Origin of the sequence: Allokutzneria sp. A3M-2-11 16 (assembly GCF_024213555.1) — a bacterium.
Taxonomy (GTDB): Bacteria; Actinomycetota; Actinomycetes; order Mycobacteriales; family Pseudonocardiaceae; genus Allokutzneria.
In genome coordinates, this window is sequence record NZ_JANAVO010000001.1 from 2352899 (window position 1) to 2369588 (window position 16690).

The following is a 16690-nucleotide window of genomic DNA, read 5'->3' on the forward strand; positions in this document are numbered from 1 at the left end:
TCGCGGTGCTGCTCGCCGTAGACGTCGGCAACACCAACATCGTGCTCGGCCTGTACGCGGGCGACGGCACGGACACCACCCTGCTGCGGGACTGGCGGATGCGCACGGACGCCAGGATGACCGCGGACGAGCTGGCGCTGACCACGCGCGGCCTGCTGGGTGAGCACGCCGACAAGGTCACCGGCGTCTCGGCGCTGTCCACGGTGCCGTCCGTGCTGCGCGAGCTGCGGGTGATGCTCGGCCGCTACTGGGGCGACGTGCCCAGGGTGATCGTCCAGCCCGGGGTGCGCACCGGCGTCCCGCTGCTGGTGGACAACCCCAAGGAGGTCGGCGCCGACCGCGTGATCAACACGCTGGCCGCGCACCACCTCTTCGACACCGCCTGCGTCGTGGTGGACTTCGGCACCTCCACCAACATCGACGTGATCTCCGCCAAGGGCGAGTTCCTCGGCGGCGCCTTCGCCCCCGGCATCGAGATCTCGGTGGACGCCCTCGCCGCGCGCGCCGCCCAGCTGCGCAAGGTGGAGCTGGTCCGGCCGCGGTCGGTGATCGGCAAGAACACGGTGGAGTGCCTGCAGTCCGGCATCCTCTACGGCTTCGCCAGCCAGGTGGACGGCCTGGTCCAGCGCATCGTGGCGGAGCTGGAGGCGACCGACTCCGGGCCGGTCACGGTGATTGCCACCGGCGGCCTCGCCCCGTTGGTGCTCGCGGAGTCCTCGACCATCCAGCACCACGTCTCCGACCTCACGCTGCTCGGCCTGAAACTGGTCTACGAGCGCAACACGCGTTGACCGCTAGAGCTTGCGGACGCGGGCGGCGATCGTCACGAGGGGCAGGTCGAACTCGCCGGTGGCCGTCTCCGGGGTCTCGTCGAGGTAGGCGCGCACCCGGGCCAGCGTCTCCGCCCGCTCCGGCTCGTCCTTGACCAGCGTCACCGAATGGGTGGCGATCGTCTCGGTCAGCGTCGCCGCGGTCCTGCGTTGCACGTGGTCGAAGGTCCGCTGGCCGAACGCGGTGAACAGGTCGTTCTCCGGCAGCAGGTCCGCGCGGTCGTGCTTGCGCTCGGAGTAGCGGACACCGGTGCCGGTGATGTCGGCGAGCCCGGCCACCCACGGCACCCGGTCGTCGTCGTGGTTCCACAGCGCGGCCAGCACCCCGCCGGGCTTGAGCACCCTGGCGATCTCCGGGAGGGCCAGCTCCGGGTCGAACCAGTGGAAAGCCTGGCCGACCAGGACCGCGTCCACCCGCTCGTCCGGCAGCGGGATGTCCTCCGCGGTGCCCTTGAGCGCCGCGAGCCCGGAGAGCCGGCTCAGCAGCTGCGTCCGCATGGCGTCGTCCGGCTCGACCGCGATCACCGCGACCGGCTCCTCCAGCAGGGCCTCGGACAGCCGCCCCGTGCCCGCGGCCAGGTCGAGCACGCGGACCTGCTCGCGGTCGCGCACCGGCTCCAGTGCCCAGCGCACCGCTTCGGCCGGGTAGCCGGGACGGTGTTCGGCGTACTGGGCCGCGCGCGCTCCGAAGGACAGGGCGCGGCGGGTCTTCAGGCCGGAGTCGTCCATCGCCAGACCGTATCCCGTTCGCCTCGGCGACATGGGGTTCCGTACCCTTTTGCCCCGTGAACTCAAAGCCCCAGCAGCAGCCTGCGACCAGCGAAGACGACCTGCCGGAGCAGATGCGGGTCCGCCGGGAAAAGCGGGAGCGTCTGCTGGAGGCAGGCGTCGACCCCTATCCCGTCGTGGTCGAGCGCACCCATTCCCTCGCCGAGATCCGCGCCGCCTATCCGGACCTCGAACCGGACACCCCGACCGGCCTGGTCGTCGGCGTCACCGGCCGCGTCATGTTCGTCCGCAACACCGGCAAGCTCTGTTTCGCGACGCTGCGCGAAGGCGACGGAGTCGAACTCCAGGCGATGCTCAGCCTCGACCGGGTCGGCGCGGAAGCGCTCGCCGCGTGGAAGAGCGATGTCGACCTCGGTGACCACGTGTTCGTGCGCGGTGAGGTGGCGACCTCGCGGCGCGGCGAATTGTCGGTGATGGTCACGGAATGGCAAATGACGGCGAAGACCTTGCGTCCGTTGCCGGTCGCGCACAAGGAGCTCTCCGAGGAGACCCGGGTGCGCCAGCGTTACGTCGACCTCATCTTGCGCCCACAGGCCAGGGATACCGTTCGCTTGCGCTCCGGAGTGATGCGATCACTGCGCGAGTCGTTCCACCAGCGCGGATTCCTTGAGGTCGAAACGCCGATGTTGCAGACGCTGCACGGAGGTGCGTCCGCTAGGCCATTCGTCACGCACTCCAATGCCATGGACACGGATCTGTACCTTCGAATCGCGCCGGAGCTGTACCTGAAGCGGTGCGTCGTCGGCGGTATCGAGAAGGTCTTCGAGATCAACCGCAACTTCCGAAACGAGGGCATGGACTCCTCGCACTCGCCGGAGTTCGCGATGCTCGAGGCATACGAGGCCTACGGTTCCTACGACACCATCGGTGTGCTGACCAGGGAGTTGGTCCAAGAAGCCGCGCAGGCCGTATTCGGCTCGCAGGTGGCGACGCTGGCCGACGGCACGGAGTACGACGTCTCCGGTGAGTGGACCACAATTACGATGTACGGGTCGCTGTCGGAGGCCCTTGGCGAGGAGATCACGCCGAACACCTCGGTGGAGCTCCTGCGTAAGCACGCGGAAACGCGCGGTATCTCCACCGACCCGGCGCTCGGCCACGGAAAGCTGGTCGAGGAGCTTTGGGAGCACCTGGTGGGAGACCACTTGCACGCGCCTACGTTTGTGCGTGACTTCCCAACCGAGACCGCTCCGCTGACGCGTCAGCACCGCAGCGTGGCCGGGGTCACCGAGAAGTGGGATCTCTACGTCCGCGGCTTCGAGCTGGCCACCGGGTACTCCGAGCTGGTCGACCCCGTTGTGCAGCGGCAACGCTTCGAGGACCAGGCGCGGCTGGCGGCCGCCGGGGACGTCGAGGCCATGCGGCTGGATGAGGACTTCTTGCGCGCGCTTGAGTACGGAATGCCGCCGAGCGGCGGCATGGGAATGGGCATGGACCGGCTGTTGATGGCCCTGACCGGTCTCGGTATCCGGGAGACGATCCTCTTCCCACTTGTACGACCTGAATGACGTTCACCACTTTGAGACCGAGCGGCGTCTGCTCTTTTGAACAGAGCTGCGCTAATGTCGCGATCAGTCTCGTTGCCGAGCTGGCGACTGGGGAACGCATCCGGAACGCACACGTCGCCGGATTTCAGGGAAGGAAGACGCATGGCTGAGAAGGTCATCCGGACCTTGGTGGACGACCTCGACGGTTCCGAGGCCGAGGAGACCGTTGAGTTCGCAATCGACGGGGTCTCCTACGAGATCGACCTTTCCGGAGGTAACGCCGGAAAGCTGCGCGACTCGCTCGCCGACTTCATCGGGAGCGCGCGCAAGGTCGGCGGCAGGCGTCGTTCCGCAGGAGGGCGTTCCGCCGCGCGGCCCGGCCGTCCGGCCGCCGCGGACCGCGAGCAGAACCAGGCAATTCGGGAGTGGGCCCGTAAGCGCGGCATGAAGGTCTCCGACCGCGGTCGTATCCCGGCCGACGTGCTGGAGTCCTACCACAACGAAAACTGAGCTGACCGGAACCGGGTGTACCGGTTCGGATACACAAAAGGACCCCTTCAGCAGCCCCGAACTGCTGAAGGGGTCCTCGTGTTTGGTGAGATCGTGAATCAGCTCCGCGCCGGATCCACCCCGAATGCCTTGGCGAGGTCGTCCAGGATCGCGTGTGCGCCCTGGAGGCTCACCGACGCGATCCAGGTGCCGTCCTGCACATCGGTGACCTTGCCCTTCAGTTGCTTCCACAGCGGGTTGGCCAGGTACTTCTCCTTGGCCTTCGCGGAGTCGCCCTTGGGGTCCGGGAAAACCGATACGAAGACGTGATCGGCATCGGCGTCCAGGATGCGTTCCTCGGCCACGTTCACCGAGATGTCCTTCGCCTTCGAATCGTCCTGCGAGGCGGGCCGGGCCAGGCCCGCGTCCTTGAGCACGATGCCGACGAAGCTGTTCGGCGTGTAGAGCCGGGTCGGGCCCGCGACGAAGCGCACCACGGAGATGGTCGGGTTCTTGCCCGCCTTCGCGCGGATCGAGTCGCCGACCTTGCGGGCCCGCTCCTCGTACGCCTTGATCTTCTTGTCGGCCAGTTCCTCCTTGCCGAGCGCGGTGCCCAGCAGGCGGATGTTGTCCTTCCAGGTCAGTCCCGTCGTCTGGCTGAAGACCGCGGGCTTGCGCGCGCTGAGCTGGCCGTAGAGCTGCTCGTGCCGGACCTTCGCCGAGACGATCAGGTCCGGGTTCAGCGCCAGCGTCTCCTCGATCTTGGGCTGCTCCAGCGTGCCGACCGGCTTGGCGTTGCGGCCGTACACCTCGGCCTCGGCCTTGAGGTAGTCCGGGAACTTGTCACCGGTCAGCGGGAACAGCGTGAACGCGACGACCTCGGTCTCCAGTGCGAAGGCCGCGTCCACGTAGCTGCTGTCCAGCGCGGCGACCTTCTTCGGCGCGGCGGCGATCGTCGTCTCGCCCATCGCGTGCTTGACGGTCCTGGGGAAGCCCGCCCCGACCTGGCCGGGGACCGGTGGCGGCGAGCTCGGCGCGGCCCCGCCGCACCCCGCGACCACGGCCGCCACGGTGAAGGCGGCCACTCCGGCGAAGGCCCGCCGGGCCAACAGCGCCCTTGTCCTCAACTGTCCTCCAAGAGTCGTAAGTCCCATTCGCAACTGAGGATAGGTTGCCCTAACTTCGCGGCGATATCCGAAACGCGCCCCCGCAACCACCTCGGAACCGCCGCGTGACCCTGCCGGGGTTGGGGGCGGTTCGCGACCGTTTTGGCGGGGGTCGGGGGTACTTGAAGACGGGCGAACCCCTGGGGCACGCCTAGTTCGCGGGATCGACGCCGAAAGCCTTGGCGAGGTCGTCGAGGATGATGTGCGCGCCTTGCAGGCTCACCGAGGTCACCCAGGTGAGGTCGTTGACGGCGACCGCCTTCGGCGCGAGCGGGCGCCAGAGCGGGTTGGTCTCGAAGCGCTGCTTGGTCGCGGCCGAGGAGCCCTTCTCGTCCGGGTAGGTCGCCACGAAGATCTTGTCGGCGTCCGCGTCGGTGATCCGCTCCTCGCTGATCTCGGCGGCGAAGGCGTTGGCGGCCTGCGAGGCCGGCCGGGCCAGGCCCGCGTCCTTCATCACGATCCCGGAGAAGCTGGCCTGCTGGTAGAGCCGGGTCGGGCCGTCGACGAACCGCACGATCGAGATGGTCGGGTTCCTGCCCTCCTTGGCCCGGATCGCGTCGCCGATGCGGCGGGCCCGGTCCTCGTACCCCTTGATCTTCTTCTCGGCGAGCTCCTCCTTGCCGAGAGCCTTGCCGAGCAGCCGGATGTTCTCCTTCCACGTCGGGCCGGTGGTGTCGCTGAACACCGTCGGCACCTTCGCGCTGAGCTGGCCGTAGATCTGCTCGTGCCGGACCTTCGCCGAGACGATCAGGTCGGGCTTCTGGTTCAGGATCAGCTCGATCTTCGGCTCGGCCAGGGTGCCGACGGCCTTGGCGCCCGCGCTCAGCCGCCTGCCCGGCTCGCCGAGGTAGTCGGGCACCCGGTCACCGATGGAGCGGTAGCTGGTGAAGGCCACGACCTCGGTCTCCAGGGCGATCACCGCGTCGACGAAGCTCGCGTCCAGCGCGGCGACCTTCTTCGGCGCCGCCGGGATGGTGGTCTCACCCATGGCGTGCTTGACCGTCCTGGGGAAACCCGCGGCCGGAGGAGCCGAGGCGCCACCCGGCTGGGTGGTGGTGCCGGGCCCGCACGCGGCGACGGCCGCCGCCACGGCGATGATCACCAGGCTCCGTCTCGCCAACAACGCTCTGGTCAAGGTTCCTCCACGGTTCGGTTAGGCTTGCCTGACTACCAGCAAGGTCGGCCTTACCTTGTCGGGCGAACGGACCAGAGGGAAGGAGATGTTCTTTGGAACGCAGTGTGACCGTGGCAACGCCATCCGGGTCACGGCGCTCCCCTCGGTCGGGTGTCGCTCCTCAGCAGGCCGACGCCACCGTTCGCCGCCGCCGTCGCAGGCTCATCGGCCTGCTCGTCCTCGTGCTCGTGCTCCTCGCCAGCGTGCTGGCCAGCATCGCCATCGGCTCCAAGCCGATCGCGCTCGCCGACGTCTGGCACGCCCTGGCAACGCCGACCGGCACCGAGGACGACATCGTCATCGGCTCCCTGCGGGTGCCCAGGACCATGCTCGGCCTGGTCGTGGGCATCTCGCTGGGCGTGGCGGGCGCGCTGATGCAGGGCCACACCCGCAACCCGCTGGCCGATCCCGGCCTGCTCGGGGTGAACCAGGGCGCGGCCTTCGCCATCGTGCTGTCGATCTTCATGCTGCGCACCGACGACATCTACACGCTGGTCTGGTTCGGTTTCGCCGGGGCGCTGGTCGCCACCGTCGCGGTGTTCGCGCTCGGCTCGGTCGGCCGGGGCGGACCGACCCCGGTCACCCTGGCGCTGGCCGGGGCCGCGATCAGCGCGCTGCTCTACGCGCTGACCTCGGCACTGGTGCTGCTGGACGCGCAGAGCCTCGAGGCGTTCCGGTTCTGGCGCTCCGGCTCGCTGGCCGGGCGCGATCCGGAGATCGTGCTCCAGGTGCTGCCGTTCCTGGTCGCGGGCCTGGTGCTGGCGCTGGTCAACTCGCCGGGGCTGAACGCGCTGTCCCTCGGCGAGGACGTGGCCCGATCGCTGGGCCAGAGCGTCATGCTGACCCGGGTCGTCGGCATCGCCGCCGTCACGCTGCTGACCGGAGCGGCGGTGTCCGCGTGCGGCCCGATCGGCTTCGTCGGCCTGGTCGTCCCGCACATGGCGCGCGCCATCACCGGACCGGACTACCGCTGGCTGCTGCCCTACTCCGGGCTGCTCGGCGCGATCATGCTGCTGGTCGCCGACGTGGTGGGCCGCGTCGTCGCCCGGCCGGGGGAACTCCAGGTCGGCATCATGCTGGCCCTGGTCGGCGCGCCGTTCTTCTTGGTCCTGGTCCGGCGGAGAAGGCTGGTGCGGCTGTGAAGGCCCTGATGGGGCGGGAGACCTCGATCCCCGGCCGTCCGGCGCTGCGCGTCGGGCCCGCGTCGTGGGTGGTCCGGCTGCGCCCGGTGCTCGTTCCGGTGATCGCGTTCGGCCTGCTGGTGCTGGCCATGGCGGTCAACCTGGGCCGGGGCGACTTCCCGATCGGCGTCGGCGACGTGCTCGCGGTGCTGCTCGGCGGCGGCGATGACACGCACGCCTACATCGTGCTCGAACTGCGGCTGCCGAGGGCGCTGACCGGGGCGCTGGTCGGCGCCGCGCTCGCGCTCGCCGGGGCGATCACCCAGTCCATCGCCCGCAACCCGCTGGCCAGCCCGGACATCCTCGGGGTCACCGCGGGTGCCGGGGTCGGCGCGGTCGCGGTGATCATGCTCGGCGGCAGCGCGGGCGGGATCAGCGGCGGCATCGCCGAGTTCGGCCTGCCCGCCGCGGCGCTCGGCGGCGGACTCGTCGCGGCGCTGTTCGTCTTCGCCATCTCCTGGCAGCGCGGCATTGACGGCTACCGGCTCGTGCTGGTCGGCCTCGGCATCACCGCGGTGCTGGTGGCGATCAAGTTCTACCTGCTCACCCTGTCCGAGGTGGCCGACGCGGGCCGGGCGATGGTGTGGATCACCGGCAGCCTCAACGGCCGCGGCTGGGAGCACGTCACCCCGGTCGCGCTCGCACTGCTGGTGCTGGTGCCGCTCGCGCTGTTCGCGGCACGTCCGCTCGGCGGCCTCCAGTTCGGCGACGACACCGCGCGCGGCCTGGGCATCCGGGTCAACGGCTCGCGGGCGGCGCTGATCCTGATCGCGGTCGCGCTGGCCGCCACCGCGACGGCCTCCGCCGGGCCGGTCGAGTTCGTCGCGCTGGCCACCCCGCAGATCGCCATGCGGATGGCCGGCACGCCGCAGCCGCCGCTGCTCGGCTCCGCTGTGCTCGGCGCCGCCCTCACGGTGAGCGCGGACGTGATCGCCCGCACCGCCTTCGGCGTCGTCGAGCTGCCGGCGGGCATCGTGACCGCCGTGATCGGCGCGCCCTACCTCATGTACCTGCTGGTTCGTCGTTATCGAGAGGTCCGGACATGACAGCTGCTGCTCGGGTGCGGCTCCGCGCCGAGGGGCTCAGCCTCGGCTACGGCGAGAACCGCGTGGTCGAGGGCCTGGACCTGGATGTCATCGACGGCACCATCACCGCGGTCATCGGCCCCAACGGCTGCGGCAAGTCGACGCTGCTGCGCGCGCTCGGCAGGCTGCTGGCGCCGCAGGAGGGCCACGTCCTGCTGGACGGCAAGCGCATCGACAAGACGCCGACCAGGGAGGTCGCCAAGATCGTCGGAGTGCTGCCGCAGACCCCGGTCGCCCCGGACGGGCTCACCGTCGGCGACCTGGTCGCCCGCGGCAGGCACCCGCACCAGGCCTGGTACCGGCAGTGGTCGGCCGACGACGAGGGCGCGGTGTCCGAGGCGCTGCGGATGACCGGGATGCTGGAGTTCGCCGAGCGGACCCTGGACCAGCTCTCCGGCGGCCAGCGGCAGCGGGCGTGGATCTCCATGGCGCTGGCGCAGGGCACCGACCTGCTGCTGCTGGACGAGCCGACCACCTACCTGGACCTCGCGCACCAGGTGGACGTGCTCGACCTGGTGCAGCAGCTGCACGACCAGGCGGGTCGCACGGTGATCATGGTGCTGCACGACCTGAACCTGGCCGCGCGCTACTCCGACCGGCTGATCGCGATGCGAGACGGCAAGATCGTCGCGCAGGGCGCCCCCCAGGACGTGCTGACCGAGCAGCTGCTCAGCGACGTCTTCGACCTGGACGCACGAGTGGTCCCCGACCCCGTCGCCGGCACTCCGCTCGTCGTCCCCATCGGCAGCAGGCACCGCGTCCGCGTCGACTCCGCCGCCCCGGCCGACGACACCATGTGACCCTCGCGGTTTATGCACTGAATGAGTCATTGGGGTACTTGAGCGCCCTCAATGACTCATTCAGTGCGTTGAAGTACCTGAACGAGTCATTCAGGGCGTAAGAGGGTCAGCGGGAGAGGGCGCGGGTGGCGCGTTCGTCCTCGGTGGTCCGCGGGCAGGTGGTGCACGCGGGCTGGTCGGGCAGTGCGAAGTGGAAGCAGCAGCTCTCGCGGCGGCGGGTCCACACCGACCGGCCGCAGTCGCCGGTGACCGTGTGCAGGGTCGACGCCGAGGTCAGCGGGGCCTCGGCGGTGGGGAGGAACAGCGCGGAGTCGGCGACGCCGGACCCCTCGTCGCCCAGGCTGCGCCCGGCCAGCCAGCCCGCGGTGTCCAGCGCGTCGGTGGCCGCGGCCCACAGCGTGCGGCGGCCGAAGCGGGTGCCGGGGCCGAACGCGGTGACGAACTTGGCGGCGTGCGCGGTGAACCGGGCGCGGAACAGCGCGGCCAGCGCGCGCTCGTCGGAGACCGTGGTGGCCTCGGCGCGGTGTGACTCGGGGTCTTCGGGAAGGCAGCAGAACTCATCGCTGAGCAGGGCGATGCCGTTCGGGTGCGGGCGGTCGCCGTTGAGCCGGAAGGCGATGTCGGCGGGCCGCAGCGACGGGACCCGGCGGGCGGAGTGGAACAGCAGGCCGCCGAGGAAACCGGGGACCTGGAGGTACCACGACATGATGTAACCGGAGGTGGTGCGCTCCGGGATCGGGCCGTCGTGGCGCTCGCTCAGCCAGTCGGCGAGCCGTTTGCGCCAGCGGTCGAACATCGCGGGGTCGCCGAGCACGTCGGCGCAGCTGATCCACTCGCCGGAGCCGGAGGCGGGAAGGCCGTAGCGGACCTCGGTCGTCGGCAGGTGACCGACCCGGTCGAGCGTCGCGGCCAGGACCCCTCGTTCTCCTCCGCCGACCGCGCCGACCGGGCTCAGGCCCGCGGTCACGGTCACCGGCGCGCCCCGCGGGCGGTGCTGGTGGTGCGTGGCACGGCGGCTCCCGGGCATCCTCGGCGCGTATCGATTCGGCAACCTCAGTCAGGCTTGCCTAACCTTACATATAGTCACGCCACGTTGCTCCGCAAGGGTGGTCGGCCTAACACACCGATCGACGGATCGTTGTTCGCGCTGAGCGGACAGCACCGGGTTGGCGGAATCCGACTACGTCTGAGCACGTTGAGCGTGATGTCGGGAGGGGGAGATCGGACAACCGGAGTCGTGCCGCGAACTAGGCGCGACGGACCACCCGACTACAGTGGTCATACGGTGCCGGTCCCAAAGTGCGGCAGGGAGTGCGAATGTTCGAAAGATTCACCGACCGCGCAAGGCGGGTGGTCGTCCTGGCCCAGGAAGAGGCCAGGATGCTGAACCACAACTACATCGGCACCGAGCACATCCTCTTGGGCTTGATCCACGAGGGTGAGGGTGTCGCCGCCAAGGCGTTGGAGTCGCTGGGTATCGCGCTCGAAGGGGTACGCCAGCAGGTCGAGGAGATCATCGGCCAGGGACAACAGGCCCCCAGTGGGCACATCCCCTTCACGCCTCGGGCGAAGAAGGTGCTCGAGCTGTCGCTGCGCGAGGCGCTGCAGCTCGGCCACAACTACATCGGCACCGAGCACATCCTGCTCGGGCTGATCCGTGAGGGCGAGGGCGTCGCGGCGCAGGTGCTGGTCAAGCTTGGTGCTGACCTGAATCGCGTCCGCCAGCAGGTGCTCCAGCTGCTGTCGGGCTACCAGGGCAAGGAGCCCGCCGAGTCCGGCGGCGGCCGCGGTGAGGGCACGCCGTCCTCCTCGCTGGTCCTCGACCAGTTCGGCAGGAACCTGACCTCCTCCGCCCGCGAGGGCAAGCTCGACCCGGTCATCGGGCGCGAGAAGGAGATCGAGCGGGTCATGCAGGTGCTGTCCCGCCGCACCAAGAACAACCCCGTGCTGATCGGTGAGCCCGGCGTCGGCAAGACCGCCGTCGTCGAGGGCCTCGCCCAGCGCATCGTCAAGGGCGAGGTGCCCGAGACGCTGAAGGACAAGCAGCTCTACACGCTTGACCTCGGCTCCCTCGTGGCCGGCTCGCGCTACCGCGGTGACTTCGAAGAGCGCCTGAAGAAGGTGCTCAAGGAGATCAAGACCCGCGGCGACATCATCCTGTTCATCGACGAGATCCACACCCTGGTCGGCGCTGGCGCCGCCGAGGGCGCGATCGACGCGGCGAGCATCCTCAAGCCGATGCTGGCCCGCGGCGAGCTGCAGACGATCGGTGCGACCACCCTCGACGAGTACCGCAAGTACGTCGAGAAGGACCCCGCGCTGGAGCGCCGTTTCCAGCCGATCCAGGTGGGCGAGCCCTCGCTGGAGCACACGATCGAGATCCTCAAGGGGCTGCGGGACCGGTACGAGGCGCACCACCGCGTCTCGATCACCGACTCGGCGCTGGTGGCCGCCGCCACCCTGGCCGACCGGTACATCAACGACCGCTTCCTGCCGGACAAGGCGATCGACCTGATCGACGAGGCCGGCGCCCGGATGCGGATCAGGCGGATGACGGCCCCGCCGGACCTGCGCGAGTTCGACGAGAAGATCGCCGACGTGCGCAGGGAGAAGGAGTCCGCGATCGACGCGCAGGACTTCGAGCGGGCCGCCAAGCTCCGCGACTCCGAGAAGCAGCTGCTCGGCCAGAAGTCGGAGCGGGAGAAGCAGTGGAAGGCCGGTGACCTGGACGTCGTCGCGGAGGTCGACGACGAGCAGATCGCCGAGGTGCTGGCCAACTGGACCGGCATCCCCGTCTTCAAGCTCACCGAGGAGGAGACCTCGCGTCTGCTCCGCATGGAGGACGAGCTGCACAAGCGGATCATCGGCCAGCACGAGGCGGTCAAGTCCGTCTCGCAGGCGATCCGCCGCACCCGCGCCGGTCTGAAGGACCCGAAGCGGCCGTCGGGCTCGTTCATCTTCGCCGGCCCCTCGGGCGTCGGTAAGACTGAGCTGTCCAAGTCGCTGGCGAACTTCCTCTTCGGCGACGACGACGCGCTCATCCAGATCGACATGGGTGAGTTCCACGACCGCTACACCGCTTCCCGGCTCTTCGGTGCCCCTCCCGGCTACGTCGGGTACGAGGAGGGCGGCCAGCTCACCGAGAAGGTGCGCCGCAAGCCGTTCTCCGTCGTGCTCTTCGACGAGATCGAGAAGGCGCACCAGGAGGTGTACAACACGCTGCTCCAGGTGCTGGAGGACGGCCGCCTGACCGATGGTCAGGGCCGCACGGTGGACTTCAAGAACACCGTGATCATCTTCACCTCGAACCTGGGCACGCAGGACATCTCCAAGGCCGTCGGCCTCGGCTTCGCCAACAGCAACGCTCAGGGCTCCAACTACGAGCGGATGAAGCAGAAGGTCAACGACGAGCTGAAGAAGCACTTCCGCCCGGAGTTCCTGAACCGGATCGACGACATCATCGTCTTCCACCAGCTGACCCAGGACGAGATCATCCAGATGGTCGACCTCATGGTCGCCAGGGTCGAGACCCAGCTGCGCAACAAGGACATGTCGCTGGAGCTCACCCCGCTGGCCAAGAAGCTGCTGGCCAAGCGCGGGTTCGACCCCGTGCTCGGGGCCCGGCCGCTGCGCCGGACCATCCAGCGCGAGATCGAGGACCAGCTGTCGGAGAAGATCCTGTTCGGCGAGCTGGCCCCCGGCCAGGTCATCCTCGGCGACGTCGAGGGCTGGGACGGCGAGGGCTCGGACGACCAGGCCAGGTTCGTCTTCCGCGGTGAGACCCGCGGTGGCGTGACCGTGCCGGACGTGCCGCCGGCCGACGTGGTCGACGTCGCGGCCGAAGGCGACGCCGAGTAGCACTGCTGGATAACAACATCGACAACCGGTGGGGCGGGTGCGGAGATCGCACCCGCCCCACCGGCGTTTTCGGGCACCCTGGGGGAGTGCACCCGCAGACCACCTACCCCGCCTACCAGGTCGAGCGACCGGTGGAGCCGATGCGGCGCGCCCGGGGCGGCACGGCGGTCGGGTTCCTGCTGTGGCTGGTGGCGGTGCCGTACTTCGTGCTGTGCCTCGCCCGCCTGCTGGGCTTGGACGGCAGCCACTGGATCCTCGTCGCGGTGGTGTCGCTGACGCCGTACGCGCTGCCGCTCGGCGCCGTGCTCACCGCGATCCTGCTCTTCACCCGCAGGTGGATCGTCGGGCTGGTCTCGTTGCTGCTGACGGTTCTGCTCGTCACGGTCGTCGCTCCGCGCACGGCGGCCGCGGCGCGTCCCAACGGCTCCGGCCCGCTGCTGCGGGTGCTCAGCGTGAACATCTCGATGGACCACGGCGACGCCGCGACGGTGGTGCGCCTGGTGCGGGATCGCGCGGTGGACCTGCTGAGCATTCAGGAGCTGACCCCCGGCGCGGAGCGGGCGCTCGACGCGGCGGGACTCGCGGAAGTGTTGCCGCACCGGGTTTTCAAGCCGCGGCCGGGCGCGGTCGGCGGTGGTCTGGCGTCACGGTTCCCGTTGCGGGAAACGGTGGTCACCCGGCCCACCACGGCCGAGCACCCCGCGGCCGTCATCGACCTGCCCGCCGGGCCGGACGTGGAGTTCGTCTCGGTGCACCCGTGGTACCCCGTCGGTCCGAGGGGGACCGAGCCGTGGTTGCGGGACATGGCCGGGCTGCCGAGCCCGGACGGCCTGCGGGTGCCCAGAATCCTGGCGGGGGACTTCAACGCCTCGCTGGACCACTCGGTCTTCCGCGGCCTGCTCAACCAGGGATACCTCGACGCCGCGGAGCAGGCCGGGGCTGGACTCACCCCGACCTGGCCCGCCGACAAACGGTTCGTGCCCGCCTTCGTCGCGCTCGACCACGTCCTGGTGGACAACAAGAACTTCGTGGTCGAGTCCTTCGGCACGGCGGCGGTGCCCGGAACGGATCACCGCGCCGTCATCGCCGAGGTCAAACTCGTCCGGGGCTGAGTCAGCAGACGCTCGGGGACTTGAGGCCGCGGGCGATCTCGCTGCCCGGGGTGTAGACGACGCCCTGGATGCAGGCGTTGTTCTGCTTCCGGTAGGTGCCCGGGACGGTCTTCGACTCGTTCTTCTTCACGTTGTGGTCGCCGAGCCCAACGTAGGACGAGCCGTTGCGGTAGCCGAAGCTGACCTTGCCGGAACCGTTGGTCTTCTTGTAGCGCACCTCGAGCTTGGAGGAGCTGACCACCCGCACGCAGACCTCGCCGCTGTCGTGGTCGGCGCACGTGAAGCTCGCCGCGTTGGCGGTCGCCGGGGCCAGAAGGGTCGCGCCGGTGATGGCGGCCGCCAAGCCCAGAACCGTTGCCTGCTTGCGCATCAGAGTTCTCCTACGTCGTGCGTGACCCGCCGTGGGTCACTAACTGATAACGACGATATCCAGAAAACCCGAAAGGTCTCGGTATAATACGTTTGAGAGTTCGGCCGTGCTTGTCGCGGTCCAACTTTTCGGATGGGGGCGAATGTGAAGGCGTGCCGTCGGGATCAACGCCCTCGAAGTGGCCGACGGTGCCCTGTGCCTGTTCGGAGGGGCTGCTGAACAGCTGGTTCGAGGTTCACTTCGTCGCGGGACGAATTCGCGGCCATCAGGTACTTCGTCGGTTCCCGCTGTGGCCGAGTGACCCGTGCCACGGGGGCGATCCGGATTCGGACCGCCCCCGTGACTGCTTGTTCACACGATGTGCACCAGGTTGGACGCTCTGCGGTTTCAGGCTGTGCGAGGCATCCGGGGATGACCTACTTGCCGCCGACCAGTTCCCATAGGTAGTGGCCGTTCTTCAGCGGGAACGTGGCCACCTTCTCCTTGATGACCTTGGTGGTCTTGCAGTTCTTGTTGGTGTACTTCCACTTCACCACGGTGACCCGCCAGTGCTCGTAGAACTGCTGGAGGTACCGGGTCTTGCCTGCGGGCACGTCCGCGCCGTACGACCAGGACTGGGAGGTCGATTTGGACTTGCCGACGCTCTTGCCGTAGGTGGTGCTGATGTTCGCGATCACCGCTTCGGCGGTGATGTTCATGTCGTTGTTGTAGGTCGTGTTGGATTCCGCGGTCGCCGTCTTGGTGTAGGTGATCCGGCCCGGCCCGGTCAGCCAGTCGCTGCGGATGTTCGTGCCTCTGTCCACCAGATGGCCGTTCTTGACGTAGAAGTACTCCTGCGTCGTCGAGCAGGCCGCCAGCGCCTGGGCGCCGATACCGGCCGCGGCCGGGACGACAAAGGCGGCGACGGTCATGGACAGGGTGAGGGCGGTGCGGCGAATCTTCACGAGGCGGCTCCAGCAGGGGAGTGATCTACGACTCATCCGATGCCGGGAACGCTAGTCAACGTGAATGCGAACGCGACAGCCCCTCGTAGATTCTCTTGCTCGTGTCTGCATCTTGCCGGGAAAGCCTTGCGCTCACTTCCGCGCGTTTGATCTGCGCTTTCCCGCGAGGTGGACAGTGAAAACCGCTCAGTTTTCGGATCGGCGCGAATGTGGCGCGTTCAGCAATTGTGAAGCGGCTATCGGAGCGCGTCGAGTTCGGTGAGCGCGTCCAGCGCCGTCATTGGGATCGGGACGCCACGGCTGTGCCGGATCTCGGGTTCGCGCGGATTGATCCGGATCAGCGACTGCGTGGCGGCGCTCGCCAGCTCCGCGTAGCGCCGCACGGTGGGCACGGCCTGGCCCGCGCCCAGTTCGACGACCACGAGCCGCTTGCCGTGCAGTCCCCGGCGCCACGCGTTCAGCGCGTCGAGCTGAGCCTGGCTGCGGTCCGGCACCCAGGTCATGTCGCCGAACATGAGGATGTTGGGGCGCTCCAGCTCGCCGCACTCCGGGCACTCCGGCAGCGGGGACACCGCGCGCATGGTCTCCGGCTCGATCGGCACCTCGATCCCGTCGGCCGGGCTGATGCGCCGCGAGCACGGGAACACGCACTGGAGGTGGTGGATCGAACCGTGGCACTCGGCGACCTGGTCCTCGGCGAAGCCCGCGCGCTGGAACTGACCGTCCACATTGGACGTGAACACCCGCACGCCGCCGGGCAGCGCCGAACCCCACCCGCGCAGGATCTCGAATCCCGCGTGCGGAACGGTCTCGCGGTAGAGCTTCAGGCGGTGCCCGTAGAAACCCCACGCCAGCTCGGGATCGGCGGCGAAGTGCACCGGGTCGGCCAGCTCCTCGAAGCGCAGGCCGAGCCGGGCGTAGGGCGGATAGGCGCGCCAGAAACCCTCGTCACCGCGGAAGTCGGGCAGGCTGCTGTCCACACCCATACCCGCCCCGGCGCAGACCAGCAGCGCCTCAGCGTCGGCGAGCAGGGCGGCGGCGCGCTCCAGAGCTTCAGTCATTCTTGGGCTTGGAGCCCAAAACGACCTCGAACTCCAGCAGGCTGGACCCGGACGCGACCGGCTTCGCCCGTTCGCCGGAGTGCGCGGCCTGACCGGAGCCCGACATCCAGTTGCGGAAGTCCTCGTCGGTCTCCCAGTGCGTGACGACGAAGTAGCGGTTCTCGCCGGACACCGGGCGCAGCAGCTCGAAACCGAGGAAACCGGGGGAGCTGTCCACCGCGCCGAGCCGCGCGGCGAAGCGCTTCTCCAGCTCGGGGCCCGCGCCCTCGGGGACCTCGATCGCGTTGATCTTCACAACGGCCATGACCCCAGCGTAGCCACACCGCGTGGTAGACCTCGACGTG

Annotated in this window: 16 protein-coding genes; 8 read left to right on the forward strand and 8 right to left on the reverse strand. The window is 69.0% G+C overall.

The annotated features are described in order from the left end of the window. The first annotated feature begins 5 nt into the window (after positions 1 to 5). Positions 6 to 791, forward strand: a complete 786-nt coding sequence (locus NLX83_RS11760; RefSeq protein WP_254234863.1) for a type III pantothenate kinase — start codon at positions 6 to 8, stop codon at positions 789 to 791. Positions 792 to 794: 3 nt separating this feature from the next. Here NLX83_RS11760 and NLX83_RS11765 read toward each other — a convergent pair whose 3' ends face one another. Then, positions 795 to 1559: a class I SAM-dependent methyltransferase gene (locus tag NLX83_RS11765; protein ID WP_254234864.1), complete on the reverse strand. Its 765-nt coding sequence runs from the start codon at positions 1557 to 1559 to the stop codon at positions 795 to 797. A 113-nt stretch (positions 1560 to 1672) separates the two neighbouring features. Between NLX83_RS11765 and lysS the strand changes: the two genes are divergently transcribed. Next, positions 1673 to 3127 carry a lysine--tRNA ligase gene (gene lysS / locus NLX83_RS11770; RefSeq protein ID WP_254236180.1) on the forward strand — a complete coding sequence of 485 codons (1455 nt, stop codon included), beginning with the start codon at positions 1673 to 1675 and terminating at the stop codon, positions 3125 to 3127. 141 nt (positions 3128 to 3268) lie between these two features. Next, positions 3269 to 3616, forward strand: a complete 348-nt coding sequence (locus NLX83_RS11775; RefSeq protein ID WP_254234865.1) for a histone-like nucleoid-structuring protein Lsr2 — start codon at positions 3269 to 3271, stop codon at positions 3614 to 3616. A gap of 98 nt (positions 3617 to 3714) precedes the next feature. On the opposite strand, the gene NLX83_RS11780 is transcribed toward NLX83_RS11775, so the two are convergent. Together NLX83_RS11780 and NLX83_RS11785 are read right to left on the reverse strand one after the other, a co-directional pair. Then, positions 3715 to 4722 (reverse strand): ABC transporter substrate-binding protein, encoded by a 1008-nt coding sequence (locus tag NLX83_RS11780; RefSeq protein ID WP_254234866.1) that lies wholly within the window; start codon positions 4720 to 4722, stop codon positions 3715 to 3717. 190 nt (positions 4723 to 4912) lie between these two features. Beyond that, positions 4913 to 5896, reverse strand: coding sequence for an ABC transporter substrate-binding protein (locus tag NLX83_RS11785; RefSeq protein ID WP_254234867.1), 984 nt, complete (start codon positions 5894 to 5896; stop codon positions 4913 to 4915). A 92-nt stretch (positions 5897 to 5988) separates the two neighbouring features. On the opposite strand from NLX83_RS11785, the gene NLX83_RS11790 reads away from it, so the two are divergent. The 3 genes from NLX83_RS11790 to NLX83_RS11800 are packed head-to-tail and all read left to right on the forward strand — an operon-like array spanning position 5989 to position 9001. Continuing rightward, positions 5989 to 7077 carry a FecCD family ABC transporter permease gene (locus tag NLX83_RS11790; RefSeq protein WP_374118728.1) on the forward strand — a complete coding sequence of 363 codons (1089 nt, stop codon included), beginning with the start codon at positions 5989 to 5991 and terminating at the stop codon, positions 7075 to 7077. Then, entirely contained in the window at positions 7074 to 8162 is a 1089-nt protein-coding gene (locus NLX83_RS11795; RefSeq protein ID WP_308209295.1) for a FecCD family ABC transporter permease, read from the forward strand. The genes NLX83_RS11790 and NLX83_RS11795 overlap by 4 nt, the downstream gene beginning before the upstream one ends. Continuing rightward, positions 8159 to 9001, forward strand: coding sequence for an ABC transporter ATP-binding protein (locus NLX83_RS11800; RefSeq protein WP_254234868.1), 843 nt, complete (start codon positions 8159 to 8161; stop codon positions 8999 to 9001). Before NLX83_RS11795 ends, NLX83_RS11800 begins: the two co-directional genes overlap by 4 nt. Before the next feature lie 106 nt (positions 9002 to 9107). Here the strand turns inward: NLX83_RS11800 and NLX83_RS11805 are convergent, their stop codons facing one another. Beyond that, complete coding sequence (locus NLX83_RS11805; RefSeq protein WP_254234869.1) at positions 9108 to 9974, reverse strand: (2Fe-2S)-binding protein; 867 nt, start codon at positions 9972 to 9974, stop codon at positions 9108 to 9110. Positions 9975 to 10318: 344 nt separating this feature from the next. Here NLX83_RS11805 and NLX83_RS11810 point away from each other — a divergent pair, with 344 nt between their 5' ends. Then, positions 10319 to 12859: an ATP-dependent Clp protease ATP-binding subunit gene (locus tag NLX83_RS11810; protein ID WP_254234870.1), complete on the forward strand. Its 2541-nt coding sequence runs from the start codon at positions 10319 to 10321 to the stop codon at positions 12857 to 12859. Positions 12860 to 12945: 86 nt separating this feature from the next. Continuing rightward, complete coding sequence (locus NLX83_RS11815) at positions 12946 to 13971, forward strand: endonuclease/exonuclease/phosphatase family protein (RefSeq protein WP_254234871.1); 1026 nt, start codon at positions 12946 to 12948, stop codon at positions 13969 to 13971. A gap of 1 nt (position 13972) precedes the next feature. Here NLX83_RS11815 and NLX83_RS11820 read toward each other — a convergent pair whose 3' ends face one another. From NLX83_RS11820 to NLX83_RS11835, 4 genes are all read right to left on the reverse strand, one after another. Continuing rightward, entirely contained in the window at positions 13973 to 14341 is a 369-nt protein-coding gene (locus tag NLX83_RS11820; RefSeq protein WP_254234872.1) for a hypothetical protein, read from the reverse strand. Between the two features lie 416 nt (positions 14342 to 14757). Beyond that, entirely contained in the window at positions 14758 to 15285 is a 528-nt protein-coding gene (locus tag NLX83_RS11825; protein WP_254234873.1) for a hypothetical protein, read from the reverse strand. A gap of 236 nt (positions 15286 to 15521) precedes the next feature. After that, positions 15522 to 16346, reverse strand: a complete 825-nt coding sequence (locus NLX83_RS11830) for an SIR2 family NAD-dependent protein deacylase (protein WP_254234874.1) — start codon at positions 16344 to 16346, stop codon at positions 15522 to 15524. After that, entirely contained in the window at positions 16339 to 16650 is a 312-nt protein-coding gene (locus NLX83_RS11835; RefSeq protein WP_254234875.1) for an antibiotic biosynthesis monooxygenase family protein, read from the reverse strand. Before NLX83_RS11835 ends, NLX83_RS11830 begins: the two co-directional genes overlap by 8 nt. Between the last annotated feature and the right edge of the window lie 40 nt (positions 16651 to 16690).